Here is a 23,553-nt window from a genome sequence, read left to right as displayed (position 1 = left end):
CCTCCAGGCCGTCGGCGTGCAGGAAGGTGAAGACCATGCCGCCGCCGATGAGCAGCTTGTCGGCCTTGTCGAGGAGGTTGTCGATGACGCCGAGCTTGTCGGAGACCTTGGATCCGCCGAGGACGACGACATAGGGCCGCTCCGGCGCGACGGTGAGTCGGCGCAGCACGTCGATCTCGGCCGCGACGAGAGCGCCCATGGCGTGCGGGAGCCGCTGCGCGACGTCGTACACGCTGGCCTGCTTGCGGTGCACGACACCGAAGCCGTCGGACACGAACGCGCCGTCGGCACCGGCCAGTCCGGCGAGCTGGTCGGCGAAGGCGCCGCGCTCGGCGTCGTCCTTGCTGGTCTCGCCGGCGTTGAACCGGACGTTCTCGAGCAGCGCGACCTCGCCGTCCTCCAGCGCCGCGACGGTCTCCTGCGCCGACGCGCCGACCGTGTCGGTGGCGAACGCGACGGGTGTTCCGAGCAGCTCGCCGAGGCGGGCGGCGACGGGCGCCAGGGAGTACGCCGGATCCGGCTCGCCCTTCGGACGGCCCAGGTGCGCGGTGACGATCACCCGCGCACCCGCGTCGGCCAGTGCCTTGATGGTCGGGACGCTCGCGCGGATCCGCCCGTCGTCGGTGATCCGGGTGCCGTCGAGCGGCACGTTGAGGTCGGAGCGGACCAGGACACGCTTGCCACTGACCTCGCCGAGGCCGTTGAACTCAGTCACGGGGTCAGAGCGTAGTGCCCACGTGCGTGATGAGGTCCGCGAGGCGGTTGGAGTAGCCCCACTCGTTGTCGTACCACCCGGCGACCTTGACCTGGTTGCCGATCACCTTGGTGAGGGGGGCGTCGAAGATGCACGAGGCCGGGTTGGTGACGATGTCCGAGGACACGATCGGATCGGTCGAGTAGACGAGGAAGCGCCCGTCGGCCGCGGCCTTCACGATCGCGTTGACCTCCTCGACGCTGGTCTCGCGCGAGGCCTCGAAGGAGAGGTCGGTGAGCGACCCGGTCGGCGTCGGGACACGCAGGGCGTAGCCGTCGAGCTTGCCCTTCAGCTCCGGCAGGACCAGCCCGATCGCCTTGGCGGCGCCGGTGGAGGTCGGCACGATGTTGAGCGCCGCCGCGCGGGCGCGTCGCAGGTCCTTGTGGATGTTGTCCTGCAGGTTCTGGTCGGCGGTGTAGGCGTGCACCGTCGTCATCAGCCCCTTGACGATGCCGAGGCCGTCGTTGAGCGCCTTGGCCATCGGGCCCAGGCAGTTGGTCGTGCACGACGCGTTGGAGATGACCGTGTGGGCGGCCGGGTCGTAGCTGTCGTGGTTGACGCCCATCACGATGGTGACGTCCTCGTTGGAGGCCGGGGCGGAGATGATGACCTTCCGCGCTCCCCCGCCGTCGATGTGAGCACGCGCCTTGGTGGCGTCGGTGAAGAACCCGGTCGACTCGACGACGACGTCGACGCCCAGGTCACCCCAGCCGAGGGCGGCCGGGTCGCGCTCGGCGAACGCCTTGATCTCGGTGCCGCCGACGATGATCGCGTCGTCGGTCGACTCGACGGTCGCGTCGAGCGGCCCGAGGATGGAGTCGTACTTCAGCAGGTGCGCCAACGTGGCGTTGTCGGTCAGGTCGTTGACACCCACGATCTCGATGTCGGCTCCGCTCGCGCGAACCGCGCGGAAGAAGTTGCGGCCGATCCGGCCGAATCCGTTGATGCCTACGCGGACAGTCACCGTTGTTGCTCCTCTGTCGTCAGCTCTGGGTGAGTCGGGTGTGACGCAGATCATGCGTCCACTCCGACCCTAGCCGTGCGTCCTGACCCGCGGCCATGCGGGTGTCCGCGATACGGGCAGGTAACAACACAAACGAAGGCAAAACAACATGCGCCGGCCCCGGCGGACGGACGACCGGGGCAGGGCCCGAGCTCGGTCAGGCGTCGCCGGCGAGCATCTCCGGCGTCAGCGACGCCTCGGTGTCCGGTACGCCGAGCTCCTCGGCCCGCTTGTCGGCCATGGCCAGCAGCCGGCGGATCCGGCCCGCGATGGCGTCCTTGGTGAGGACGGGCTCGTGGAGCTGGCCGAGCTCCTCGAGCGAGGCCTGCTTGTGCTCGAGGCGCAGCTCGCCGGCCATCCGCAGGTGGTCGGGCACCTCGTCGCCGAGGATCTCCATCGCACGGTGCACGCGTGCCCCCGCGGTGACCGCGGCTCGCGCGGAGCGGCGCAGGTTGGCGTCGTCGAAGTTCGCGAGCCGGTTGGCGGTCGCGCGGACCTCGCGCCGCATGCGGCGCTCCTCCCAGGCCATCAGCGTCTCGTGGGCCCCGAGCCGAGCGAGCAGCTGCCCGATCGCGTCGCCGTCGCGGATCACGACCCGGTCGACGCCGCGCACCTCGCGGGCCTTGGCCTGGATCCCGAGCCGACGGGCGACGCCGACGAGGGCGAGTGCCGCCTCGGAGCCGGGGCACGTCACCTCGAGGGAGGAGGAGCGTCCGGGCTCGGTGAGCGAGCCGTGCGCGAGGAACGCGCCGCGCCACGCGGCGACCGCGTCGCAGGCGCCACCGGAGACCACCGCCGGCGGCAGGCCGCGCACCGGACGGCCGCGCTGGTCGAGGAGGCCGGTCTGGCGCGCCAGGGCCTCGCCGTCCTTGACCACCCGGACGATGTAGCGGCTCCCCTTGCGCAGGCCGTTGCCCTGCACCATCACGACCTCGGAGCCCTGTCCGTAGATCTCGGAGATGTCCTTGCGCAGGCGGCGAGCGGCGGCACCGGTGTCGAGCTCGGCCTCCACGACGATCCGGCCGCTCACGATGTGCAGTCCGCCGGCGAAGCGCAGCATCGACGCGACCTCGGCCTTGCGGCAGCACACCTTCGTCACCGGGATGTTGGCGAGCTCCGCCTTGACCTGTGCCGTCATCGCCATGGCCCCGATCCTCCCACGAGGGTCAACAACGCTCGAAGACGGATGCGTACGCCGCCGCCAGCTTGACCGGGTCGTGGCGGGGGCTTCCGTCGTCGGCCGCGACCTCGCCGACGACCAGTCGGGCGCCGAGCGCCGCGACGGTCTCCTCGAGCTCGTCGAGACCGTCCGCCACGGACGCGCGGTCGGCCAGCACGACGTCGATGCGGAGGTCCGGAGCGTGCTCGGCGAGCACCGCCAGGTGGTCGGCCGGCGCGAACCCGCCGGTCTCGCCGGCCTGCTCCTCGAGGTTGAGGACCACGACCACGCGCGCGGAGGTGGCGACGAGCGCCTCGCGCAGCCGCGGGACCACGAGGTGGGGCAGGACGCTGCTGAACCAGGATCCGGGACCCAGGACGACCCAGTCGGCGTCGGCGATCGCCCGGGTGACGGCGGGGCTGACCTCGGGGTCGGGCGGCTCGAGCGCGATCTCGGTGATCACGCCGTCGGTGGTCGCGACCTCGACCTGGCCGCGCACGGAGGTCAGGGCGTCGGGGTGGTCCGGGTCGAGCCCGCGCACGTCGGCGGTGATGTCCATCGGCGTCATCGCCATCGGCAGCACCCGCCCCTTGGCGCCGAGCAGCCGACCGACCCAGTCGAGGGCGTCGACGTGGTCGCCGAGCAGCTCCCAGAGTCCGACGATGAGCAGGTTGCCGACGACGTGGCCGCGCATCTCGCCGTCGCCCTCGAAGCGGTGCTGGAGGACACGCGCCCAGGTCGCGCCCCAGTCGTCGTCACCGCAGAGCGCCGCGAGCGCCATCCGCAGGTCGCCCGGCGGGAGCACGCCGAACTCGCCGCGCAGGCGTCCCGACGAGCCGCCGTTGTCGGCGACGGTGACGACGGCGGTCAGGTCGTCGACGGTGAGGTCGTCGACCAGATGCCGCAGCGCGCTCAGCGACGCGTGCAGGCCGTGTCCGCCGCCCAGCGCCACGACCGCCTGCGCTCGCTGGTCGGGGCCCGGGCAACCAGCGCTCACTCGCGCCCCAGGTCACGGTGGATGGCGCGGGCGACGTACCCCTGCTCCCCCATCCGGCGGGCGATCTCCTCGCTCATCGCCACGCTGCGGTGCTTGCCGCCGGTGCAGCCGATCGCGACGCGCATGAAGCGCTTGCCCTCGCGCAGATAGCCCTCGGCGACGCCGGTCAGCAGGGGCACGTAGGCGTCGACGAACTCCTCGGCACCGGGCCGCCCCAGGACGTACGCCGAGACCTCGGGGTCCTGTCCCGTGCGCGGGCGCAGCTCCGGGACCCAGTGCGGATTGGGCAGGAAGCGCATGTCGGCGACGTGGTCGGCGTCGACCGGGATGCCGTACTTGAAGCCGAAGCTGATCACCGAGACCCGCAACCGGGTGGTCTCGGTCGTGCCGAAGGACTCCGCGATCCGGTCGGTGAGCTGGTGGACGTTGAGGGCACTGGTGTCGATGACGAGGTCGGCCTCGGCGCGCAGGTCGCCGAGGACGACCCGTTCGCGCTGCAGACCGTCGATCAGACGGCCGCCCTGCTGCAGCGGGTGCGGGCGACGCGCCGCCTCCTGGCGGCGGACGAGCACCTCGTCGGTCGCGTCGAGGAAGACCAGGCTGGTGGTGCGCCCGGAGACGCCGTGCGCGATGGCGCTGCGCAGGCCCTGGAAGAACGACCCGGACCGGACGTCGACGACCACCGCGACGGGCTGGGCCGGGCCGTGGCTCTCGTCGACGAGGCGCACGACCTCCGGGAGCAGGCTCGGCGGGAGGTTGTCGACCACGAAGAAGCCGAGGTCCTCCAGCTCCTTGGCGGCGGTGCTGCGCCCGGCACCGGTCATGCCGGTGATCACCACGAGCTGTCCGTGCGTGTCATCCATGGGCGTCATTGTGCCCATCGCCGGCGCCGAGGGCCTCCTTGATGGCGGCCGCGGTCCGCGGACCCACCCCGGGCACGGCCGCGATCTCCTCGACGGTGGCGGCGCGCAGCTTGCGCAGGGACCCGAAGTGGCGCAGCAGCGTCCTGCGCCGCACCTCGCCGAGGCCGGGCACGTCGTCGAGGAGGCTCTCGACCATCGACTTGGAGCGCCGGTTGCGGTGGTGGGCGATGGCGAAGCGATGCGCCTCGTCGCGGACCCGCTGCAGCAGGTAGAGCCCCTCGGAGGTGCGCGGCAGGATGACGGGGTCCTCGCTGTCGCGGCCGTTCTTGGCGGGCACCCACACCTCCTCGAGGCGCTTCGCGAGTCCGCACACCGGGATGTCGTCGATGCCGAGCTCGTCGAGCGCGCGCTGGGCGGCAGCGACCTGGGGCGCGCCGCCGTCGACGACGACGAGGCCGGGCGCGTAGGCGAACTTGCGCGGACGCCCGGTGTCGGGGTCGACGAGCATCGGTCCGGTGCCCGCGTCGGGGTCTCCTGGCCGCAGCTCGGAGCGCGCCTGCTCGTCGAGGAGACGGCGGAAGCGGCGGGTGATCACCTCGTGCATGGCCTTCACGTCGTCGGATCCGTCCTGGTCCTTGATCACGAACCGGCGGTACTCCCCCTTGCGGGCCAGACCGTCCTCGAAGACGACCATCGACGCGACGATCTGGGTGCCCTGGATGTGGGAGACGTCGTAGCACTCGATGCGCAGGGGCACCTCGTCCAGCTCGAGGGCCTCGGCGATCTCGGCGAGCGCGCGGTTGCGGGTCGTCAGGTCGCTGGCTCGCTTGGTCTTGTGCAGGGCCAGCGACTCCGTGGCGTTGCGCGCCACCGTGGCCTGGAGCGCCTTCTTGTCGCCGCGCTGCGGGACCCGGATCTCGACCCGGGAGCCGCGCAGGTCGGAGAGCAGCTGCTCGAAGGTGGCGTGCTCGCCCGGGAGCGCGGGGACGAGGATCTCGCGCGGCACCGCGTCGCGGGCGTCCTCGGGTGCGACGCCGGCGTACAGCTGGAGCAGGAAGTCCTCGACCAGCGCGGCGGTGTCGCCGTCGTCGGTGCGGTCCGCCACCCACCCGCGCTGTCCGCGGATCCGGCCACCACGGACGTAGAACACCTGGACGGCCACCTCGAGCGGGTCCTCGGCCAGCGCGATCACGTCTGCATCGGAGCCGTCGCCGAGCACCACGGCCTGCTTCTCCAGCGCCTTGTTCATCGCGCCGAGGTCGTCGCGCAGGCGCGCGGCCTTCTCGAAGTCGAGGGCCTCGGAGGCGGCGTACATCTCCTGCTCGATGCGCTTCATGAACGGCCGCGTCCGCCCGGCCATGAACTCGCAGAAGTCGTCCACGATCGCGCGGTGGTCCTCCGGCGAGATGTTGCCGACGCAGGGCGCCGAGCACTTGTCGATGTAGCCGAGCAGGCAGGGTCGGCCGATCTGGCTGGATCGCTTGAACACGCCGTTCGTGCACGAGCGCATGGGGAAGACCCGGAGCAGGATGTCGACGGTCTCGCGGATCGCCCAGGCGTGGCTGTAGGGGCCGAAGTAGCGCGTCCCCTTGCGCTTCGCCCCGCGCCCGACCATCACCCGCGGGAACTCGTCGGACACCGTGACGGCGAGCCACGGGTAGGACTTGTCGTCGCGGTACTTCACGTTGAAGCGCGGGTCGTACTCCTTGATCCAGGAGTACTCCAGCTGCAGCGCCTCGACCTCGGTGCCCACCACCGTCCACTCGACCGAGGTGGCGGTGGTGACCATGGTCGCGGTGCGCGGGTGGAGGTTGCCGATGTCCTGGAAGTACGACGACAGGCGCGCGCGGAGGTTCTTGGCCTTGCCGACGTAGACGACCCGGCCGGTCCGGTCACGGAAGCGGTAGACGCCCGGCTGGGTCGGGATCGAGCCGGGCTTCGGCCGGTAGCTCAGCGCGGGTGACACGACATCCACCCTACGGAGCAGGGCCGACATCGCTTTATTCGCGTTAGTCGCGCGCTTTACTACAGATATGCGCTGTCGGGACGCCTACGGATACGACCTCACCACCAGCCCCCTCGCCGCGACGGCGTACGTCGACGGGGTGCGCGACGTGCTCCGGCTGAGCACCGGCGCCGCGGGCCGGATCGCGACCGCGATCGCCCTCGATCCGACCTTCGCCTTGGGACACGCGGCGCTCGCCCTGCTGGGCCACGAGATGTGCGTCGAGGTCGACATCGCCGCCCGACTCGCCGACGCACGCCTGCACGCCGCGCGCGGCACCGAGCGCGAGCGCAGCCACGTCCACGCGATCGACCGGCACCTGCAGGGGGATGCGGCTCCCCTGGTGACCCACCTCTCGGCGTACCCGCGCGACGCCCTGCTGCTCTCGGTGGCGATGCCGACGATCGCCTTCGCCGGCGTGACGGACGTGCCGGAGCAGGCGTGGCGGATCGTCGAGACCGCTGCCCCGGCGTACGGCGACGATCCCTGGATCAACGGCCTCCTGGCGTTCGTCCGCCAGGAGCAGCGCCGCTTCGACGAGGCCATGGACCTCTCCTGCCGCTCGCTGGCGGCGGAGCCTGCGGGCGGGCACGCCGCGCACGCGCGAGCGCACGCCCACTACGAGACGGGCGACCACGCCGCCGGCCTGGCCTGGATGGACGGCTGGATCGCCGGGGACGGCGCCGTGACGGACAGCCTCACCCACTTCTCCTGGCACGCCGCCCTGCACGAGCTCTCGGTCGGGGATCTCGACGCGGTGCGCGCACGCTACGAGAGCCAGCTCCAGCCGCGCCACGCGGTCGGCTGTCGCGCCCTCGTCGACAGCGGCTCCCTGCTGTTCCGCTGGGCACTCACACCGGACGCCGTCGACGTGCCCCCGATCGAGGACGTCGTCGCCGTCACCGGCCGCGACGTCCTCGAGCGCCCCGCGACGGCGTTCCTCGGACTGCATGCCGCGATCGCCCTGCTCGCCACCGGCGACCGGCACGGCCTGAGCCGGCTCGCCGCGTGGTGCGCCGCCCACCCGGCGCCGACCCATCGCGAGGTGGTCGCTCCCCTGGCCTCCGCCCTGGGCCTGCTCGCCGCAGGACGGTCCTCCGCGGCCGCCGACCGGCTCGCCGCGCTGGCCCCGTCGACCTGGCGGCTCGGAGGATCCGACGCCCAGCGCGAGCTCCTCGAGGAGGCGCGGATCGCGGCGCTGCTCCGCGCCGGCCGGTACGACGAGGCGCGTCAGGTCCTCGACGCCCGGCTGGACCGGCGGCCGTCGCCGCGTGACCGGCGGTGGCGCGATCAGGCCGCGAGGATCTGGTCGCCGTCGACCTTGATCTCGACCTTCGCCAGCGCGGAGGACGCCGGGCCGCCCTCGACGTCACCCGTGCTGGCCGAGAAGGCCGAGCCGTGGTTGGCGCACTTGATGGCGCCGTCCTCGACGGAGGTCACCAGCAGGCCCTGATGGGTGCACACGGCCGTGAACGCCTCGAAGGTGCCCTCCGTCGGCTGCGTGAGCACGATCTTGTGATCGGCGAGGACGATCCCGCCACCGACGGGCACCTCGGACGTCGTCGCCAGCTTCGCGCCGGCATCGACGCTCGTCCCCGATCCCTGCGCGTCGCCGTCGTCGCCGTCGTCACTGCCGGCACAGCCGGCGAGCGCCACGGCGACGCCGAGAGCGCCCAGACCCGAGAAGACGATGCGACGGCTGGCGCGGACCTCTCCGAGCGTCATGCGCGCTGCACCTGCCCGTCGACGACCGTGACGGCGACCGCGGCCAACGGGCTGCTCGCCGGGCCGCTCTCCACGGAGCCGTCCGCGGCGGAGAACCTGCTGTCGTGGCACGGACAGTGGATGGCGCCGTCGGCGACGGAGCCGACCAGGCAGCCCTGATGCGTGCAGAGGGCACTGAACGCCTTGAACTCGCCCTCGGCCGGCTGGGTGACGACCAGCTCCGGGCCCTTGAGGACCACGCCGCCGCCGACGGGGACGTCCCCCGCGGCGACCAGGCCCTCGGCGGCGGAGCCGGAGGCGGAGGCCGTGGACCCGGTGGTGGCCGGAGCGGACGAGGCCGTCGGGGACGACGGGGACGACGGGGTCGTCGCCGGCTCCTGGGCCGATCCGGCCTCCTCGCCACCGCAGGCCGCGAGCAGAGGGACACTGACACCGAGCGAGGCGACGCCGGCCAGCGCGCGCCTCCTGGTCACCGAGGAAGTCATGGGCACACGCTAGGGATACCGGATGAGAGCCGGCTGAGAGAACCGCGGACCGGGCTATGAGACCGCCTTGCGCGCGGCCGTGCCCTTCGCGGGCGCCTTCCGCGCCGCCGCCTTCTTGGCGGTCGTCCTCTTGGCTGCCGTCTTCTTGGCTGCCGTCTTCTTGGCGGCGGTCCTCCTGGCCGGCGTCTCCTCCGCGGGCGGACGCCTCGGCGCAGAGGGCTGCTGGGCGGACCGACCCTCGAGCAGAGGCTTGAGGAACTGGCCGGTGTAGCTGGCCGGCGTCGCAGCGATGTCCTCGGGCGTGCCCTCCGCGACGACCGTGCCGCCGCGGGAGCCGCCCTCGGGACCCATGTCGATGAGCCAGTCGGCGGTCTTGATCACGTCGAGGTTGTGCTCGATCACCAGGACGGTGTTGCCCTTGTCGACCAGGCCCGAGAGCACGCCGAGGAGCTTGCGGATGTCCTCGAAGTGCAGGCCGGTGGTCGGCTCGTCGAGCACGTAGACCGTGCGACCGGTCGAGCGCTTCTGCAGCTCCGCGGCCAGCTTGACCCGCTGCGCCTCGCCGCCGGACAGGGTCGTCGCGGGCTGCCCGAGCCGGACGTAGCCGAGCCCGACCTCGGTGAGCGTCTTCATGTGTCGCGCGATCGGAGGCACGGCCGCGAAGAAGTCCAGGGCCTCCTCGATCGGCATGTCGAGGACCTCGGCGATGGTCTTGCCCTTGTAGTGGACCTCGAGCGTCTCGCGGTTGTAGCGGGCGCCGTGGCACACCTCGCACGGGACGTAGACGTCCGGCAGGAAGTTCATCTCGATCTTGATCGTGCCGTCGCCGGCGCACGCCTCGCAGCGGCCGCCCTTGACGTTGAAGGAGAAGCGGCCCTGCTGGTAGCCGCGCATCTTCGCCTCCGGCGTCTGCGCGAACAGCTTGCGGACGTGGTCGAAGACGCCGGTGTAGGTCGCCGGGTTGGACCGCGGCGTGCGCCCGATCGGCGACTGGTCGACGTGGATGACCTTGTCGACGTGCTCGAGGCCGGTGATCCGCTGGTGGCGGCCCGGGATGGCCCGGGCGTTGTAGATCTGCTTGGCCAGCGAGGTGTAGAGGATGTCGTTGACCAGGGTCGACTTGCCCGAGCCGGACACACCGGTCACCGCGGTGAAGACCCCCAGCGGGAAGGCGACGTCGACGTTCTGGAGGTTGTGCTCGCGCGCGCCGATCACCTTCAGCTCGCGGCCCTTCGTGCGCGGGCGGCGTACGGCGGGCACCGGGATCTCGCGACGTCCGGAGAGGTACTGCCCGGTCATCGAGTCGGGGTGCTCGAGGAGCTCCTTGACCGTGCCGGAGTGGACCACCTGGCCGCCGTGCTCGCCGGCGCCGGGACCGATGTCGACGATCCAGTCGGCGACGCGGATGGTGTCCTCGTCGTGCTCGACGACGATCAGCGTGTTGCCGAGGTCCTTGAGCCGGACCAGGGTCTCGATCAGCTTCTGGTTGTCGCGCTGATGGAGGCCGATCGACGGCTCGTCGAGGACGTAGAGGACTCCGACCAGGCCGGCGCCGATCTGGGTCGCGAGCCGGATCCGCTGGGCCTCGCCGCCGGACAGCGAGCCGGAGGGGCGATCGAGGGAGAGGTAGTCGAGGCCCACGTCGAGCAGGAAGCGCAGCCGCTCCTGGATCTCCTTGAGGACCCGCTCTCCGATCTGGCGCTCGCGGTTCGAGAGATCGAGGTTGTCGAGATAGTCGGCGGCCTCGTTGATGGGCAGGCGGCACACCTCGGCGATGTTCTTGCCGCCGTTCTCGCGCGACCCGAGGGTGACCGCCATCGACACCGGCTTGAGACGGCTGCCGGCGCACACCGGGCAGGGGACCTCGCGCATGAAGCCCTCGAACCGCTCGCGGCTGGTGTCGCTCTCGGCCTCGCGGTGCCTGCGCTCGACGTAGGTCCGCACGCCCTCGAAGTCGGCGTAGTAGGCGCGCTCGCGCCCGTAGCGGTTGCGGGTGACCACGTGCACCTTGGTGGAGTGCCCCTCGAGGATGGCCTTCTGCGCCTTGGCCGGGAGCCGCTCCCAGGGCGTGTCCACGTCGAACCCGAGCTCCTCGCCGAGCGCGATGAGCAGCCTGCCGAAGTAGTCGGCCACATGCGCGTGGCTCCACGGCTGGAGCGCGCCCTCGGCGAGTGTCGCGGTCGGGTCGGGCACCACCAGCTCGGGGTCGACCTCCATCCGGGTGCCGAGCCCGGCGCAGGAGGGACAGGCGCCGAACGGCGAGTTGAACGAGAACGACCGGGGCTCGAGGTCGTCGGTCTCGATGGGATGGTCGTTGGGGCAGGCCATCTTCTCGGAGAACCTCAGCTCCTGGCCCCCGGGCTCGGTGCTGTCGACGAGGTCGAACACGACCAGCCCGCCGGCCAGGCCGAGCGCGGTCTCGACGGAGTCGGTGAGCCGCCGCTTCGCGCTCTCCTTGACCGCCAGCCGGTCCACCACGACCTCGATCGTGTGCTTGTACTTCTTGTCGAGGGTCGGCGGGCTGTCCAGGTTGTGCGTCTCACCGTCGACCCGGGCTCGCGAGAAGCCCTGCGCCTGCAGCTGGCGGAACAGCTCGACGAACTCGCCCTTGCGCCCGCGGACGACGGGGGCCAGCACCTGGAAGCGCGTGCCCTCCTCGAGGGTGAGCATCCGGTCGACGATCTGCTGGGGGGTCTGCCGCTCGATCGGCGCGCCACAGGTCGGGCAGTGCGCCCGCCCGGCGCGGGCGTAGAGGAGACGGAGGTAGTCGTAGACCTCGGTGATGGTGCCGACCGTCGAGCGGGGGTTCTTGGAGGTCGACTTCTGGTCGATCGACACCGCCGGCGAGAGGCCCTCGATGAAGTCGACGTCGGGCTTGTCCATCTGGCCGAGGAACTGGCGGGCGTACGCCGACAGGGACTCGACGTAGCGGCGCTGCCCCTCGGCGAAGATCGTGTCGAACGCCAGGCTCGACTTGCCGGAGCCCGAGAGCCCCGTGAACACGATCAGGGAGTCGCGGGGAAGGTCGATCGAGACGTCCTTGAGGTTGTGCTCTCGTGCCCCACGGATGATCAGCTGATCGGTCACTACCCGTCCCCACTCGATGTCTCAGTTGCCCATGTCGGCGTTCGAACAGGCGTTCGCCATGGTACGGCGCCGGGCAAGTCCCGGCACACAGGAGCCAGCCTCTCACCCGGCACCGACAGTGCCCCCGTTCGCGGCCGGGCATCCGGGCATGATGGCCGCGTGACCTCTCTCACCCACGATCTCACCGATGCCGTCGCCTCCGCCACGGACCGTCTCCTGGGCACCGTCCGCGCGCTCTCCGACGAGGACGGGACCGCGCCCTCGCTGTGCGAGGGGTGGACCCGGTGCCACGTCGTCGCCCACCTCGCGCTCAATGCCGAGGCTCTCGCCGGGGTCCTCCGGGGCCTGCGCGACGGGCGACCGACGACGATGTACGCCTCGGCCGGCGGGCGCGACGCCGACATCGACGCGCTGGCGACGGAGGCGCTGTCGGTCGTGCGCGAGCGCCTGGCGACCGCGAGCCGCTCGTTGGGCGAGGTGCTCGGGATCGCCGCCGGCCTCGGAACGGACATCGTCTTCGAGCGCACCCCGGGCGGACCCCGCATCCCGGCCGGACGGATCGCGCTGATGCGTCTGGGCGAGGTCGAGATCCACCACGCCGACCTCGACGCCGGCTACTCCTGGGCGGACTGGCCCGAGGCCACCGCGCGGACAATGCTCGACGACGCGGTGGGCAGGAACGACGGTCCCGGCGTGGTGCTGTCCGCGACCGAGGGCGGTCGCTGGACGCTCGGCTCGCGTGCCGACGCCGTCACGGTCGCCGGGCCCGCCGCGGCACTGGCCTGGTGGTCGACCGGACGCCGGGCCGACGCCGTACTCTCGAGCTCGACTGGAGAGCTGCCGAGGATGGAGGGGCGATGAGCTACACCGGAGAGGTGACCCCGGGCGGGCCCACCGACGTGAGGGAGCTGACCAGGCTCACCATCACCAAGGTCGCGGTCGACGAGAAGATGTCGAACAACTGCTACCTCCTGCGCTGCAGGGAGTCCGGCGCCCAGGTGCTGATCGACGCGGCCGCATCCCCCGAGACGCTGCTGCCGCTCATCGGCGACGGCGGCCTCGACCGGGTCGTCACGACCCACCAGCACTGGGACCACCACCGGGCGCTCGCCGACGTCGTCCGCGAGACGAAGGCGGTCGTGGTGGCGGGCGAGCCCGACGCCGACGCCATCACCGAGCAGACCGGCGTGAGCGTCGACCAGCGGGTCGGCGACGGCGACACGGTCGCGGTCGGCGCGTGCGATCTCGAGGTCATCCGGATCACCGGACACACGCCCGGCTCGATCTGCCTGCTCTACCGCGACCCCGACGGCCACCCGCACCTGTTCACCGGCGACTCCCTGTTCCCGGGCGGGGTGGGCAACACCTTCGGCGACGCCGACGCGTTCGCGACGCTGATCGACGACGTCGAGACCAAGCTGTTCGGCGCGCTGCCCGACGACACCTGGTTCTACCCCGGCCACGGCAACGACTCGCAGCTCGGTGTCGAGCGGCCGCACCTCGCCGAGTGGCGCGAGCGAGGCTGGTGACCGGCTCCGTGGAGGAGCAGGTCGCGCTGTACGGCGACGACGGCCGCCCGACCGGCGAGGTGGTGCCGCGCTCGGAGATGCGAGCGCGCAACCTGCGGCACGCGGCGACCCTCATCGTGGTCCGCAACAGCGCCGGGGAGATCTACGTCCACCGGCGCACCGACACCAAGGACGTCTTCCCCGGCCGCTACGACCTCGCCGCGGGCGGCGTTCTCCAGGCCGGCGAGGACCCGTACGACGCGGCGGTGCGCGAGGCCGCCGAGGAGCTGGGGGTGACGGGCGTCGAGCTCGAGCCGATCGGCGAGGACGACTACGCCGACGACCACACGTCGTACCACGCCTTCGCCTATGCCTGTGTGTACGACGGCCCCATCACCTGGCAGCCCGAGGAGGTCGCCTGGGGCGACTGGGTGAGCGCCGAGCGGCTGCGGGAGATGGTCGGGACGCTCCCGTTCGTGCCGGACAGCCTGGCCGTGCTGGGCGAGCGCCTCCTCGGGACCGGCTGAGCCTCAGCGCCCTCGTCAGCCCAGAGCGACGAGCTCGGCCAGCTCCTCCTCGAGGTGGTCGATGATGGTGGACACGTCCGGCACCAGGTCGGGACAGCTCGTCAGGCCGAAGGCCAGGGTGTCGCCGTGACTGATCACGGTGATGTTGAGGCCCATGCCGTCGCTCACCATCGACACCGGATAGTGGCCCACGCACCGGGCCCCGGCGAGGTAGAGCTCCTCGCGCGGACCGGGCACGTTGGAGATCACGACGTTGAACGGGAGGCTCACCTTGTCGGCCAGTCGCAGCGAGGCGGCGGACCGGGCGACCAGCTCCGAGGCCGCGGGGGCGGCGAAGTTGCCGAACTCCAGCAGGAGCGCCGCGGGCACCGCCTTGAACTCCTCCTTCGCCGCCGCCATCTCGGACCGGACGGCGTCGAGCCGCTCCCGTGCCGTCGCGAGGTGGGTGGGCAGGTCGGGTGCCATCGACGCGACCTGGTTGCCGGCGGATCCCTCGTCGGTCCGGATCGACACCGGGACCATCGCGCGGATCGGGCCGTCGGGAAGCTCGTCCCGGTCCGACAGCCAGGAGCGCATCGCGCCCGCACACATCGCCATGACCACGTCGTTGACCGTGCATCCCTGGGCGGTCTTGACCCGGGCGACGTCCGCGAACGGCACCGCGCCGTAGACGTACTCCCGGCGGGGGGTCAGGCTCCGGTTGATGGAGAGCCGCGGGGCGCTGCCGCGCAGCGGCTTGCCGAGCTGCGAGGTCGCGAACGTCTGCCAGTCGGCGAGTCCGCGCGTGACGAGCTCCGCGAGCTTCCCGGGACGGGCCATGAGGGCGCTGGCGGTGAGCTGCAGCATCTCGAGGTCGCTCGGCCTGCTCTCGGAGGGCGGCATCTGCGCCGGGGGCGCCAGCGGCTCGGGCCGGGGGTCGGTGGTCAGCAGCGTCGAGAGCAGCGCCATGTTCGCCTTCCCGTCGAAGGCGGCGTGGTGGGTCTTGAGGAAGGTGGCCACCTTGCCGCCCTCGAGACCCTCGATGACGTACAGCTGCCACAGCGGCCGCGACCGGTCGAGCGGGCCCTCGTGGAGGCGGCTGACGAGTTGCAGGAGCTGCTCCTGGCCTCCCGGCGCCGGGACCGCCGAACTGCGGATGTGGTAGTCGAGGTCGACGTCGTGGTCGTCGTACCAGTAGGGCAGGTCCATCCCCATCGGCACCTCGACGAGCCGCCACCGCAGCGCCGCGATGTGCGGGATCCGCGCGGCGTAGTGCTCGCGGATCGCGGCGACGTCGATCGGCTTCTCGGCGGTCGACGGATCGAGGATCATCAGCCCGCCCGTGTGGGCCGTCACGCGGGCGTCCTCCATGTGCAGGAAGGACGCGTCCAGGGCGGTGAGTTGCTGCATGGGGGGCTACCTGCCGATCGGTGCGACGGACGGGGAGACTATCCGACTCCCCGGTATGTTAGTCGTCACGTTCCCACAGCAGCGCCCCCGTCCACAACGAGCGGTCTCGCGGGGGGGCCGCTCCCGCAGCGGCCGGCTCACTCGGGAGGCGTGAAGCGGGCGCGGGCGAGCGCTGCCTCCTCGCGCGTCACGCAGCCCGCGACGTGGTCGTTGACCAGACCCATCGCCTGCATGAACGCGAACGCGGTCGTCGGTCCGACGAAGCGCCAGCCCCGCCTCTTCAGGTCCTTCGACATCGCGATCGCGGCGGGCGAGGTGGTCGACGTCTGCGGCTCCCCCAGCTCCTCGGGAGGAGGCTCGAAGCTCCAGAAGTACGCCGCCAGCGAGCCCCGCTCCTCGATCAGCTCGATCGCCCGGCCGGCGTTGTTGACCACCGCCTCGATCTTGCCGCGGTGGCGGACGATGCGGGCGTCGGCGAGCAGCCGGGCGACGTCGCTCTCGTCGTACGCGGCGATCACCCGGTGGTCGAAGCCGGCGAAGACCTCGCGGAACGCGGGCCTCTTGACCAGGATCGTGCGCCAGCTCAGCCCGGACTGGAAGCCCTCGAGGCTGACCTTCTCGAAGAGCCGCCGGTCGTCGGCGACGGGGAACCCCCACTCGGTGTCGTGGTAGGCGGGGAACTCGGGCGCGGTGAGCGCCCAGGGACAGCGTGGCAGGCCGTCGGCCCCGGGCACGGCAACGCTCATCCCGGAGTCCCCGATCGGTCGTACGCGGAGGAGCGGAGCGGGGCAACGGAGAACCGAGTGGGGTGGTTCATGGGCCGACCCTCCCATGTCCCGCCGACATCCGGCCTCGGACGGTTCCGAGCCCGGATGTAACACCCGGGGGCGGTGGCGACATGTACCGGGTGACGAACGATCCGACCAACGAAGGAGCGTCTCCCATGACCTTCCCCCGCACCGCTGCCGCAGCGGCCGTCCTGACCCTCGGCCTCTCGGTCGCCCCGCTCACCAGCGCGGCCGCCGACACCCCGGCCACCGACGCCCCGTGCGCGACCCAGCAGGCCCAGCTCGACAAGGCGCAGGCCAAGCTGGAGTCCCTCACCGCCAAGCTGGCCGCCAAGAAGGAGGCCGTCGCCGAGGCGAAGGCCGAGGTCAAGGCGTCCGACACGGCGAAGGAGAAGCGCTCGGCCAAGGCCGCGCTCGCCACGGCCAAGGAGAAGAAGGAGCGCGTCCAGAAGGCCAAGAAGTTCCAGCTCAAGCGCGTCGAGCACGCGCAGGAGCGTCTGGACAAGTGCATGGCAGCCCAGCCGGCCTCCTGAGGCTGAGCGCCACCCGGGCCAACGGCCGCCGGCTGCATCCTAGGGGGGTGCAGCCGGTGGCCGTTGTCATTTCCGCCGGCGTCCTGTCGCCGCGCGAAGCTCGGTCCTCACCAAGGAGATCGCGGGCGCGGCAGCGTGGCGCGACGAAGGTCCGACGCGCTCGCGGGACCTAGGAGTAGCTGACCTTGACCGTGTCCGTGAGCGGGACGGACTGGCAGCCGAGGCGGATGCCGTCCTCGAGGTCGTCCTTGTCCAGCACGTCGTTGTAGACCATCTTGACGTCGCCCTCGATGAGCCGGATGGCACACGCCGAGCACTCCCCCTCACGGCAGGAGTACGGCGCCTTGACGCCCTTCGACTCGAGGAAGTCGAGCATCTTGGTGCGCGGGTCCCAGTCGTCGAAGGTGAACTCCTCGCCGTCCAGCTCGACCTCGAGCTTGACCGGGCCGGCGGGAGCGTCGGCGAACACGTCGGCCCCGGCGCCGTCGTCGTCGGACTCGGCGAGGGCGATCTCGGCCTCCACGGCCTGGAGCTCCTCCAGGTCGCCGAAGGGGTTGCCGCCCAGGGAGACGAACTTCTCCTGGTGGCGCAGGCTGCGGGGCACCTCGAGCTCCTTGAGCACGGTGGTGACCATCTTCATGAACGGCGCCGGACCGCAGACGAACGAGTCGAACCCGCCGTACTGGGACGCGAAGGCCTTCATCTGCGCCTCGGTCGGCAGGCCCTGGACGGACTCCAGCCAGTGGATCACCTGGAGCCGGTCGGGGAACTCGCTGGCGAGGCGGGTGAGCTCGCCGGCGAAGATCACCGAGGACTCGTCGCGGTTGGCGTAGAACACCACGATCTGGCCCTTGCCGTGGGCGAGGGCGGTGCGGGTGATCGACATGATCGGCGTCACGCCGGAGCCGCCCGCGAAGAGGAGCAGGTCGGCGTCGATGGAGGCGGGCGTGAAGATGCCGGACGGCGGCAGCACGCGCAGCGTGTCACCGACCTGGAGGTTGTCGCAGATCCAGTTGGACGCGTAGCCGTCGGCGGTGCGCTTGACGGTGACGGTGAGCGGCCCGCCGTCGTGGGGGCTGCTGGAGAGCGAGTAGCACCGCGCCGCGATGCCGGTCCGGTCGCTCGGCACCGCAACGGTCAGGAACTGGCCGGGCAGGTAGTCGAACCGCTCCTCGGCACCCGCGGGCACGGCGAAGCTGATCGACTTCGCGTCGGCGGTCTCCTCGACCACGTCGACGACGTCCAGCACGAAGGACTCGATGTCCACGGAACTCCCACTCCTCGAAGATGGCTCAGTAGCCGTCGTACGCGCCGACCGGGACTGCTCCGGCCCGGACGGCGTCGTCGATGCTAGCCATCAGTCGCGCACAGGGCTTGTGCACGTCCCGTCCGCCGGGACCCTGATCTCGTCGCCCGAGCTCTTGACAGGCGGACCGTGCCTCTGCGCTCCATTGCACGGAGGTGTGATGGTCGCTGTTCTTCTTCACCCTGACCCTGGCCAGGCAGTCGAGGCAGGCGACCTCGACCAGCCGGTCCTCGGTGTAGCGGCGCAGGTCCGCCAGGGTCTCCGCGCTCGTCGGGACGAAGGATGCCATCGCGGGCGACCTCAGGCGTCCGCGGGCGCGGCGGCCTCGGACGCGGCCCGCTTGGCCAGGTTCTCGGCGACCTCGGCGTGCCAGTACTCGTTGGCCTTCGTGGTGTCGACCTCGAACTCGAAGCGGTCGGTCATCTCGGGCTTGATGTCGGCGACGTCGACGTAGAACTGCTCGTACCACCGGCGCAGCTGGTAGACCGGACCGTCCTCCTCGCACAGGAGGGGGTTCTGCACGGCCACCTTGTTCTCCCAGATCGCCACGTCCTGCAGGAAGCCGTCCCCGAACGACTGGGTGTAGCGCTCGGCGATGTAGGCGCAGGTCTGCTCGTCGAGCCCCTCGGGCTTGCGGACGCTGATGCCGTACTGCAGCGTGAACGACTCGGGGCCGGTCGGGATGTGGCAGTTGACGAGGACGACCTCGGTGACGAATCCCTTGTAGTCGACCTCGAGCCAGTTGATCATGTACGACGGCCCGTAGTAGGTCGCCACGGACTTGAGGGTCGAGTTCTCGTCGCCGTACCCGCCACCCATCGTGTCGGGCCGGCCCTTCGACTCCATGAACTGGGTCGCGGTGTGCCCGTCGAAGATGTTGCGGAAGCTCGTCGGGAACGCGAAGTGCACGTAGTAGAAGTGCGCCATGTCGGCGACGTTGTCGATCAGCTCGCGGCAGTGCGATCCGTTGATCTCGCGGGTGTGCCATGACCAGGGCGTGTACTTGTCCGACATCACGTCGGGCAGCTCGGGCGGGAGCACCTCGTGGTCGGCGGCGGAGCCCTCGGGGTCGTGCCAGATCAGGAGCTGACCGTTGCGGACCACCGTCTCGTAGCGCTGGGTGCGCGCGCGCAGCGGGACGCGGCGGGCGTACGGGATCTCCTTGCACTTGCCGTCCCCGCCCCAGCGCCAGTCGTGGAACGGGCAGGCGATGTGGTCGCCCTTGACCTCGCCCTGGGTCAGGTCGCCGCCCATGTGGCGGCAGTAGCCGTCGAGCACGTTGAGCTCGCCGTCACCCCCCTGCCACACGACCAGCTTCGTGCCGAACCCGTGGACGGCGTGCGGCTTGCCGTCGGCGAACGCCGAGGCCAGGCCGAGACAGTGCCAGCCGCGGGCGAAGCGGAGCGGCGTCGTTCCCTGGTCGAGGCTGCGCGCGGGCGTGGCGGTGTCGGTCATGTAGAACACGTTACAGTTTTGCCGTTAGAGTAGGCAACATGCACATCGATCTGGAGCCGCAGCAGGTGGCCCTGCGCGAGGAGCTCCGCGCCTACTTCGCCGAGCTCGTCACCCCCGAGATCCGAGCCGGCCTGGCGTCCGCCACCGGCGAGTTCGGCGAGGCGGGCGTCTACAAGGACGTCATCCGCCGCATCGGCGAGGACGGCTGGCTGGGCATCGGCTGGCCCAAGGAGTACGGCGGCCAGGCGCGTTCGATGGTCGAGCAGCTGATCTTCACCGACGTCGCGGCGATCGCGGGGGTCCCGATCCCCTACCTCACGCTCAACACGGTCGGGCCGACGATCATGCGCTTCGGCAGCGACGAGCAGAAGGCGTACTTCCTTCCCAAGATCCTCGCCGGCGAGCTGCACTTCTCCATCGGCTACTCCGAGCCCGGCTCGGGCACCGACCTGGCCTCGCTGCGCACCAGGGCGACCCTCGAGGGCGACGAGTGGGTGATCAACGGCCAGAAGATGTGGACCTCGCTCATCCAGTACGCCGACTGGCTCTGGCTGGCCTGCCGCACCGAGCCCGACGCCCCCCGCCACAAGGGCCTGTCGATGATCCTCGTCCCGGCCGACGCGCCCGGCGTGTCCTACACCCCGGTCCACACCGTCGCCGGCGTCGGCACGTCGGCGACGTACTACTCCGACGTCCGCGTCCCCGCCGCCAACCTGGTCGGCGAGCGCGGCGGCGGCTGGGCGCTGATGACCAACCAGCTCAACCACGAGCGGGTGGCGCTGACCTCGGCCGCTCCCCTGCAGCACTCGCTGCGGCTCGTGAAGGACTGGGCGGCCGAGACCCGCAACCCCGACGGCTCCCGCGTCATCGACACGGAGTGGGTGCAGATCGCGCTCGGTCGCGCCCACGCGCGGATCGAGGCGCTCACGCTCATCAACTGGAAGCTCGCCGCGGACGCCGACCACGGGGTGGCGCTCTCGCCGGCGGAGGCCTCGGCGACCAAGATCTACGGCTCCGAGCTGGCGACCGAGGTCTACCGCTCGCTGATGGAGATCGTCGGTCCCCACGCCGGGATCACGGGCGACTCCCCCGGCGCCGTCCTGGCCGGCCGCCTCGAGCGGTTCCACCGCTCGTCGCTGGTGATGACCTTCGGCGGCGGCACCAACGAGATCCAGCGCGACATCATCGGGTACGTCGGCCTCGGCCTGCCCGCCGCGAAGCGCGCCTGAGGACAGAGGAAACAGGGCAGATGGACTTTCTCTTCACCCCCGAGCAGGACGAGGCCGCCGAGCTGGCGGCGCAGATCCTCGCCGACAAGACCACCAACGAGCGGCTCAAGGAGGTCGAGGCCGGTGGCGACCGGTTCGATCGCGAGCTGTGGGCGACGCTGGGCGACGCCTTCGACTGGGCCGAGCTCGACCTGATCATGCTCGCCCGCGTGCTGGTCGAGGTCGGCCGGCACGTCGCACCGGTGCCCCTCGCGACCCACACGGCGTGCACGACGCTGCTGACGGGCGCGGGCCTGGACGCGCGCCACGGGCTCTACGCCGCCGCCGTCGCCGAGGAGCTGGCCCACCTGCCGGCGACGCCCACGGTGAGCGCCGACGCGGCCGGCGCGCTGACCGGGACCAAGACGCTGGTGCGGGGCGGCATGGCGGCCGACGCGCTGCTCGTGACCGCGACCGGCCCCTCCGGTGTGGGCGTCCACCTCGTCGAGGCCGCTGCCGTCGACCGCCGCGCCCAGCACACCAGCGACGGTGACGTCGCCGCGCTGGTGACCCTCGATGCCACGCCCTCGACGCGGGTCGGCGGAGCCGAGGCGGCCGAGCGGCTCGGGCAGCTGCTGGTCGCCCTCGCGGCCGCCGAGCAGCTCGGTGTGACGGAGGGCGCGTTGCGCCTGACCTCGGAGTACGCCAAGACCCGCGAGCAGTTCGGCCGGCCCATCGGCACCTTCCAGGCGGTCTCCCAGCGGCTGGCCGACGGGTTCATCGACGTCCTCGGCCAGCGGCTCACGCTGTGGCAGGCGATCTGGCGCCTTCAGGAGGGCCTGCCCGCCGCCACCGAGGTGGCGACCGCGAAGCTCTGGGCCGCCGACGCCGGCCACCGGATCGCCCACACCACGGTCCACGTGCACGGCGGGGTCGGCATCGACCTCGACGGCGAGGCGCACCGCTACTTCACCAGCGGCAAGAGGTTCGAGTTCCTCTTCGGCGGAGCGACCGAGCAGGCGCTGGCGGTCGGCCGCTCCTTCGCATGACGGTCCGCGAGCTGCTGCTGGCCCGTGCGGACGACGACCGTCCCGCGCTGCGTTGGCGGGAGGCCGGCTCGATCCACGAGCTCTCCTGGCGCGCGTACGTCGCCGCGGCGCTCCGGCTCGCCGCGCGGCTCGAGCAGCGGCTCGACCCTGGCGCACCACCGCACGTCGGCGTCCTCCTGCCCAACGGTCCGGCGTTCGCGCTGCATCTCGCGGCCGCGGGCCTCGGCGGCCACGTGCTGGTCGGCCTCAACACGACCCGTCGCGGTGCCGCGCTCGACGCGGACATCGCGAAGACGGACTGCCAGCTGGTCGCCGACTCCCCCGACCTCGCGCTCGCGGCCCTCGCCTCCGCCGACGAGGTCGCGCTGCCCGACGCGACGCCCGCGCCGGACTCGCTGTTCATGCTGATCTTCACCAGCGGCACCAGCGGATCGCCGAAGGCGGTGCGAGTGACCCACGCGAAGGTGACCGGCCCCGGCGCCCACCTCGTCGGACGCCTCGGTCTGCGCGCCGACGACGTGCACTACGTGTCGATGCCGCTGTTCCACTCCAACGCGGTGATGGCCGGCTGGGCTCCGGCCGTCACGACCGGGGCCACGGTCGCGGTCGCCGGCTTCTCGGCCCGCGGCTTCCTGCCCGACGTACGCGACTTCGGGGCGACCTACGCCAACTACGTCGGCAAGCCCCTCACCTACGTGCTGGACACGCCCGCGAGACCCGACGATGCGGACAATCCGCTGCGCGTCGTGTTCGGCAACGAGGCCAACGAGTCCGACATCGCCGCCTTCGGGGAGCGCTTCGGCTGCGAGGTGGTCGACTCGTACTCGTCGACCGAGAACGCGGTCATCGTGCAGCGGCGGCCGGACATGCCGGCCGGCAGCCTCGGGATGCCCTTGCCCGGAGTCGAGGTCCGCTCACCCGAGACCGGCGACCCGACGCCCGACGCCGTCTTCGACGCGAGCGGCCGGCTCCTCAACGCCGACGAGGCGATCGGCGAGCTGGTCAACACGACCGGCGCCGGAGCCTTCGCCGGCTACTACAAGGACGAGGCCGCCGAGGCGGAGCGGATGCGTGGCGGCATGTACTGGTCCGGCGACCTCGCCTACCGCGACGCCGACGGCTGGGTCTACTTCGCCGGTCGCTCCGGCGACTGGCTGCGCGTGGACGGCGAGAACCTGGCGACCGCGCCGATCGAGCGGATCCTGCTGCGGCACCCCTCGGTCGGCGAGGCGTGCGTGTACGCCGTACCCCACCCGAGGACCGGCGACGAGATCGCCTGCGCGCTCGTCCTACGTGGCCCGCTCACGCCCGAGACCCTCGAGGAGTTCCTCGCCGCCCAGGACGACCTGAGCCCGAAGGCCTGGCCGCGATTCGTGCGGATCGTCGACGCCGTCCCGCGCACCGCCACCAACAAGGTGCTCAAGCGCGAGCTGCCCCGCATCCTCGCCCCCTCGGAGGGAGGGTGGGTGCGCGAGGAGCGGGGCCGCTCGTACGACGTCGTCGGCCTTCGGGGTCAGACGGCGATGTGAAGGCGCCGCGCGAGGCGGTGCCGCCGCGACTCGCCGCTGTGGGCGGAGCGGTACTGGGCAGCGACGCCGCGTGCACCTTGGACGTCTCCGGCCTCGAGGGCCTGATGGGCGAGCGCCACGAAGTAGCGATCGTCGGACTCGGTGGTGACCTTGATCTTCCTGTTCGTGTTCATACCTGCTCAA

The 23,553-nt window shown here is 71.5% G+C and carries 22 protein-coding genes and 1 pseudogene; 8 read left to right on the top strand and 15 right to left on the bottom strand.

The features are described from left to right. The 6 genes from FHP29_RS22715 to uvrC all read right to left on the bottom strand — a co-directional run. A partial coding sequence (locus FHP29_RS22715; RefSeq protein WP_420813415.1) for a phosphoglycerate kinase occupies positions 1-715 on the bottom strand: 715 nt, incomplete at its 3' end. Positions 716-719: 4 nt separating this feature from the next. Continuing rightward, the gene (gene gap / locus FHP29_RS12125) at positions 720-1,718 is read right to left on the bottom strand and encodes a type I glyceraldehyde-3-phosphate dehydrogenase (RefSeq protein WP_139623107.1); all 999 of its coding nucleotides are present in this window, start codon (positions 1,716-1,718) and stop codon (positions 720-722) included. A 196-nt stretch (positions 1,719-1,914) separates the two neighbouring features. Then, positions 1,915-2,901 carry a DNA-binding protein WhiA gene (gene whiA / locus FHP29_RS12120; protein WP_139623106.1) on the bottom strand — a complete coding sequence of 329 codons (987 nt, stop codon included), beginning with the start codon at positions 2,899-2,901 and terminating at the stop codon, positions 1,915-1,917. Positions 2,902-2,923: 22 nt separating this feature from the next. Further along, the gene (locus FHP29_RS12115; protein ID WP_240044463.1) at positions 2,924-3,913 is read right to left on the bottom strand and encodes a gluconeogenesis factor YvcK family protein; all 990 of its coding nucleotides are present in this window, start codon (positions 3,911-3,913) and stop codon (positions 2,924-2,926) included. Continuing rightward, complete coding sequence (rapZ, locus tag FHP29_RS12110; RefSeq protein ID WP_205014053.1) at positions 3,910-4,776, bottom strand: RNase adapter RapZ; 867 nt, start codon at positions 4,774-4,776, stop codon at positions 3,910-3,912. Before rapZ ends, FHP29_RS12115 begins: the two co-directional genes overlap by 4 nt. Next, positions 4,769-6,772, bottom strand: a complete 2,004-nt coding sequence (gene uvrC / locus FHP29_RS12105) for an excinuclease ABC subunit UvrC (RefSeq protein WP_192904009.1) — start codon at positions 6,770-6,772, stop codon at positions 4,769-4,771. The genes rapZ and uvrC overlap by 8 nt, the downstream gene beginning before the upstream one ends. Positions 6,773-6,809: 37 nt before the next feature. Here uvrC and FHP29_RS22710 point away from each other — a divergent pair, with 37 nt between their 5' ends. Beyond that, complete coding sequence (locus tag FHP29_RS22710; RefSeq protein WP_240044462.1) at positions 6,810-8,234, top strand: tetratricopeptide repeat protein; 1,425 nt, start codon at positions 6,810-6,812, stop codon at positions 8,232-8,234. Here FHP29_RS22710 and FHP29_RS12095 read toward each other — a convergent pair. From FHP29_RS12095 to uvrA, 3 genes and pseudogenes are all read right to left on the bottom strand, one after another. Beyond that, positions 8,174-8,506, bottom strand: a pseudogene (locus tag FHP29_RS12095) (Rieske 2Fe-2S domain-containing protein); the annotation flags it as partial. The gene FHP29_RS22710 and the pseudogene FHP29_RS12095 sit on opposite strands and share 61 nt — an antisense overlap. After that, positions 8,503-8,991: a Rieske (2Fe-2S) protein gene (locus FHP29_RS12090; RefSeq protein WP_139623102.1), complete on the bottom strand. Its 489-nt coding sequence runs from the start codon at positions 8,989-8,991 to the stop codon at positions 8,503-8,505. The gene FHP29_RS12090 and the pseudogene FHP29_RS12095, both read right to left, overlap by 4 nt. 54 nt (positions 8,992-9,045) lie before the next feature. Next, positions 9,046-12,078, bottom strand: coding sequence for an excinuclease ABC subunit UvrA (gene uvrA / locus FHP29_RS12085; protein ID WP_139623101.1), 3,033 nt, complete (start codon positions 12,076-12,078; stop codon positions 9,046-9,048). Positions 12,079-12,237: 159 nt separating this feature from the next. Between uvrA and FHP29_RS12080 the strand changes: the two genes are divergently transcribed. The 3 genes from FHP29_RS12080 to FHP29_RS12070 are packed head-to-tail and all read left to right on the top strand — an operon-like array spanning position 12,238 to position 14,113. Next, positions 12,238-12,939: a maleylpyruvate isomerase family mycothiol-dependent enzyme gene (locus FHP29_RS12080; protein ID WP_158296553.1), complete on the top strand. Its 702-nt coding sequence runs from the start codon at positions 12,238-12,240 to the stop codon at positions 12,937-12,939. Beyond that, the gene (locus tag FHP29_RS12075) at positions 12,936-13,607 is read left to right on the top strand and encodes an MBL fold metallo-hydrolase (protein ID WP_139623099.1); all 672 of its coding nucleotides are present in this window, start codon (positions 12,936-12,938) and stop codon (positions 13,605-13,607) included. The genes FHP29_RS12080 and FHP29_RS12075 overlap by 4 nt, the downstream gene beginning before the upstream one ends. After that, entirely contained in the window at positions 13,604-14,113 is a 510-nt protein-coding gene (locus tag FHP29_RS12070) for an NUDIX hydrolase (protein WP_240044461.1), read from the top strand. Before FHP29_RS12075 ends, FHP29_RS12070 begins: the two co-directional genes overlap by 4 nt. A gap of 15 nt (positions 14,114-14,128) precedes the next feature. Here the strand turns inward: FHP29_RS12070 and FHP29_RS12065 are convergent, their stop codons facing one another. Together FHP29_RS12065 and FHP29_RS12060 are read right to left on the bottom strand one after the other, a co-directional pair. Beyond that, positions 14,129-15,502, bottom strand: coding sequence for a WS/DGAT/MGAT family O-acyltransferase (locus FHP29_RS12065; RefSeq protein WP_139623098.1), 1,374 nt, complete (start codon positions 15,500-15,502; stop codon positions 14,129-14,131). Between the two features lie 137 nt (positions 15,503-15,639). Beyond that, entirely contained in the window at positions 15,640-16,248 is a 609-nt protein-coding gene (locus tag FHP29_RS12060; protein ID WP_139623097.1) for a DNA-3-methyladenine glycosylase I, read from the bottom strand. 197 nt (positions 16,249-16,445) lie between these two features. On the opposite strand from FHP29_RS12060, the gene FHP29_RS12055 reads away from it, so the two are divergent. Further along, the gene (locus tag FHP29_RS12055; protein WP_139623096.1) at positions 16,446-16,823 is read left to right on the top strand and encodes a hypothetical protein; all 378 of its coding nucleotides are present in this window, start codon (positions 16,446-16,448) and stop codon (positions 16,821-16,823) included. Between the two features lie 169 nt (positions 16,824-16,992). Here FHP29_RS12055 and FHP29_RS12050 read toward each other — a convergent pair whose 3' ends face one another. The 3 genes from FHP29_RS12050 to FHP29_RS12040 are packed head-to-tail and all read right to left on the bottom strand — an operon-like array spanning position 16,993 to position 19,584. Further along, entirely contained in the window at positions 16,993-18,090 is a 1,098-nt protein-coding gene (locus tag FHP29_RS12050; RefSeq protein ID WP_139623095.1) for a ferredoxin--NADP reductase, read from the bottom strand. 25 nt (positions 18,091-18,115) lie between these two features. Further along, on the bottom strand, positions 18,116-18,418 hold the full coding sequence (locus FHP29_RS12045; RefSeq protein WP_139623094.1) for a hypothetical protein: 303 nt from the start codon (positions 18,416-18,418) through the stop codon (positions 18,116-18,118). An 11-nt stretch (positions 18,419-18,429) separates the two neighbouring features. Further along, on the bottom strand, positions 18,430-19,584 hold the full coding sequence (locus FHP29_RS12040) for a 3-ketosteroid-9-alpha-monooxygenase, oxygenase component (protein WP_139623093.1): 1,155 nt from the start codon (positions 19,582-19,584) through the stop codon (positions 18,430-18,432). A 38-nt stretch (positions 19,585-19,622) separates the two neighbouring features. Between FHP29_RS12040 and FHP29_RS12035 the strand changes: the two genes are divergently transcribed. From FHP29_RS12035 to FHP29_RS12025, 3 genes are read left to right on the top strand one after another with little or no spacing between them, the layout of a single operon-like run. Beyond that, complete coding sequence (locus FHP29_RS12035; protein WP_139623092.1) at positions 19,623-20,813, top strand: acyl-CoA dehydrogenase family protein; 1,191 nt, start codon at positions 19,623-19,625, stop codon at positions 20,811-20,813. 20 nt (positions 20,814-20,833) lie between these two features. Then, on the top strand, positions 20,834-21,841 hold the full coding sequence (locus tag FHP29_RS12030; RefSeq protein WP_139623091.1) for an acyl-CoA dehydrogenase family protein: 1,008 nt from the start codon (positions 20,834-20,836) through the stop codon (positions 21,839-21,841). After that, a complete protein-coding gene (locus tag FHP29_RS12025; RefSeq protein WP_139623090.1) occupies positions 21,838-23,370 on the top strand; it encodes an AMP-binding protein in 1,533 nt (510 codons plus the stop codon). Before FHP29_RS12030 ends, FHP29_RS12025 begins: the two co-directional genes overlap by 4 nt. On the opposite strand, the gene FHP29_RS12020 is transcribed toward FHP29_RS12025, so the two are convergent. Beyond that, a complete protein-coding gene (locus FHP29_RS12020; protein WP_139623089.1) occupies positions 23,355-23,543 on the bottom strand; it encodes a hypothetical protein in 189 nt (62 codons plus the stop codon). The genes FHP29_RS12025 and FHP29_RS12020 overlap by 16 nt on opposite strands. Positions 23,544-23,553: the final 10 nt, after the last annotated feature.

The sequence above is a fragment of the Nocardioides albidus genome (assembly GCF_006335005.1).
GTDB lineage: Bacteria > Actinomycetota > Actinomycetes > Propionibacteriales > Nocardioidaceae > Nocardioides > Nocardioides albidus.
This window is presented reverse-complemented; position numbering and strand designations above follow the sequence as displayed.

What these genes read in the sequence shown, in the direction of transcription:
- whiA (WP_139623106.1), bottom strand. Translation starts at nt 2,901, where the DNA reads ATGGCGATGACGGCACAGGTCAAGGCGGAGCTCGCCAACATCCCGGTG.
- rapZ (WP_205014053.1), bottom strand. Translation starts at nt 4,776, where the DNA reads ATGGATGACACGCACGGACAGCTCGTGGTGATCACCGGCATGACCGGT.
- uvrC (WP_192904009.1), bottom strand. Translation starts at nt 6,772, where the DNA reads ATGTCGGCCCTGCTCCGTAGGGTGGATGTCGTGTCACCCGCGCTGAGC.
- FHP29_RS22710 (WP_240044462.1), top strand. Translation starts at nt 6,810, where the DNA reads ATGCGCTGTCGGGACGCCTACGGATACGACCTCACCACCAGCCCCCTC.
- FHP29_RS12090 (WP_139623102.1), bottom strand. Translation starts at nt 8,991, where the DNA reads ATGACTTCCTCGGTGACCAGGAGGCGCGCGCTGGCCGGCGTCGCCTCG.
- FHP29_RS12075 (WP_139623099.1), top strand. Translation starts at nt 12,936, where the DNA reads ATGAGCTACACCGGAGAGGTGACCCCGGGCGGGCCCACCGACGTGAGG.
- FHP29_RS12065 (WP_139623098.1), bottom strand. Translation starts at nt 15,502, where the DNA reads ATGCAGCAACTCACCGCCCTGGACGCGTCCTTCCTGCACATGGAGGAC.
- FHP29_RS12060 (WP_139623097.1), bottom strand. Translation starts at nt 16,248, where the DNA reads ATGAGCGTTGCCGTGCCCGGGGCCGACGGCCTGCCACGCTGTCCCTGG.
- FHP29_RS12055 (WP_139623096.1), top strand. Translation starts at nt 16,446, where the DNA reads ATGACCTTCCCCCGCACCGCTGCCGCAGCGGCCGTCCTGACCCTCGGC.
- FHP29_RS12045 (WP_139623094.1), bottom strand. Translation starts at nt 18,418, where the DNA reads ATGGCATCCTTCGTCCCGACGAGCGCGGAGACCCTGGCGGACCTGCGC.
- FHP29_RS12040 (WP_139623093.1), bottom strand. Translation starts at nt 19,584, where the DNA reads ATGACCGACACCGCCACGCCCGCGCGCAGCCTCGACCAGGGAACGACG.
- FHP29_RS12035 (WP_139623092.1), top strand. Translation starts at nt 19,623, where the DNA reads ATGCACATCGATCTGGAGCCGCAGCAGGTGGCCCTGCGCGAGGAGCTC.
- FHP29_RS12030 (WP_139623091.1), top strand. Translation starts at nt 20,834, where the DNA reads ATGGACTTTCTCTTCACCCCCGAGCAGGACGAGGCCGCCGAGCTGGCG.
- FHP29_RS12025 (WP_139623090.1), top strand. Translation starts at nt 21,838, where the DNA reads ATGACGGTCCGCGAGCTGCTGCTGGCCCGTGCGGACGACGACCGTCCC.
- FHP29_RS12020 (WP_139623089.1), bottom strand. Translation starts at nt 23,543, where the DNA reads ATGAACACGAACAGGAAGATCAAGGTCACCACCGAGTCCGACGATCGC.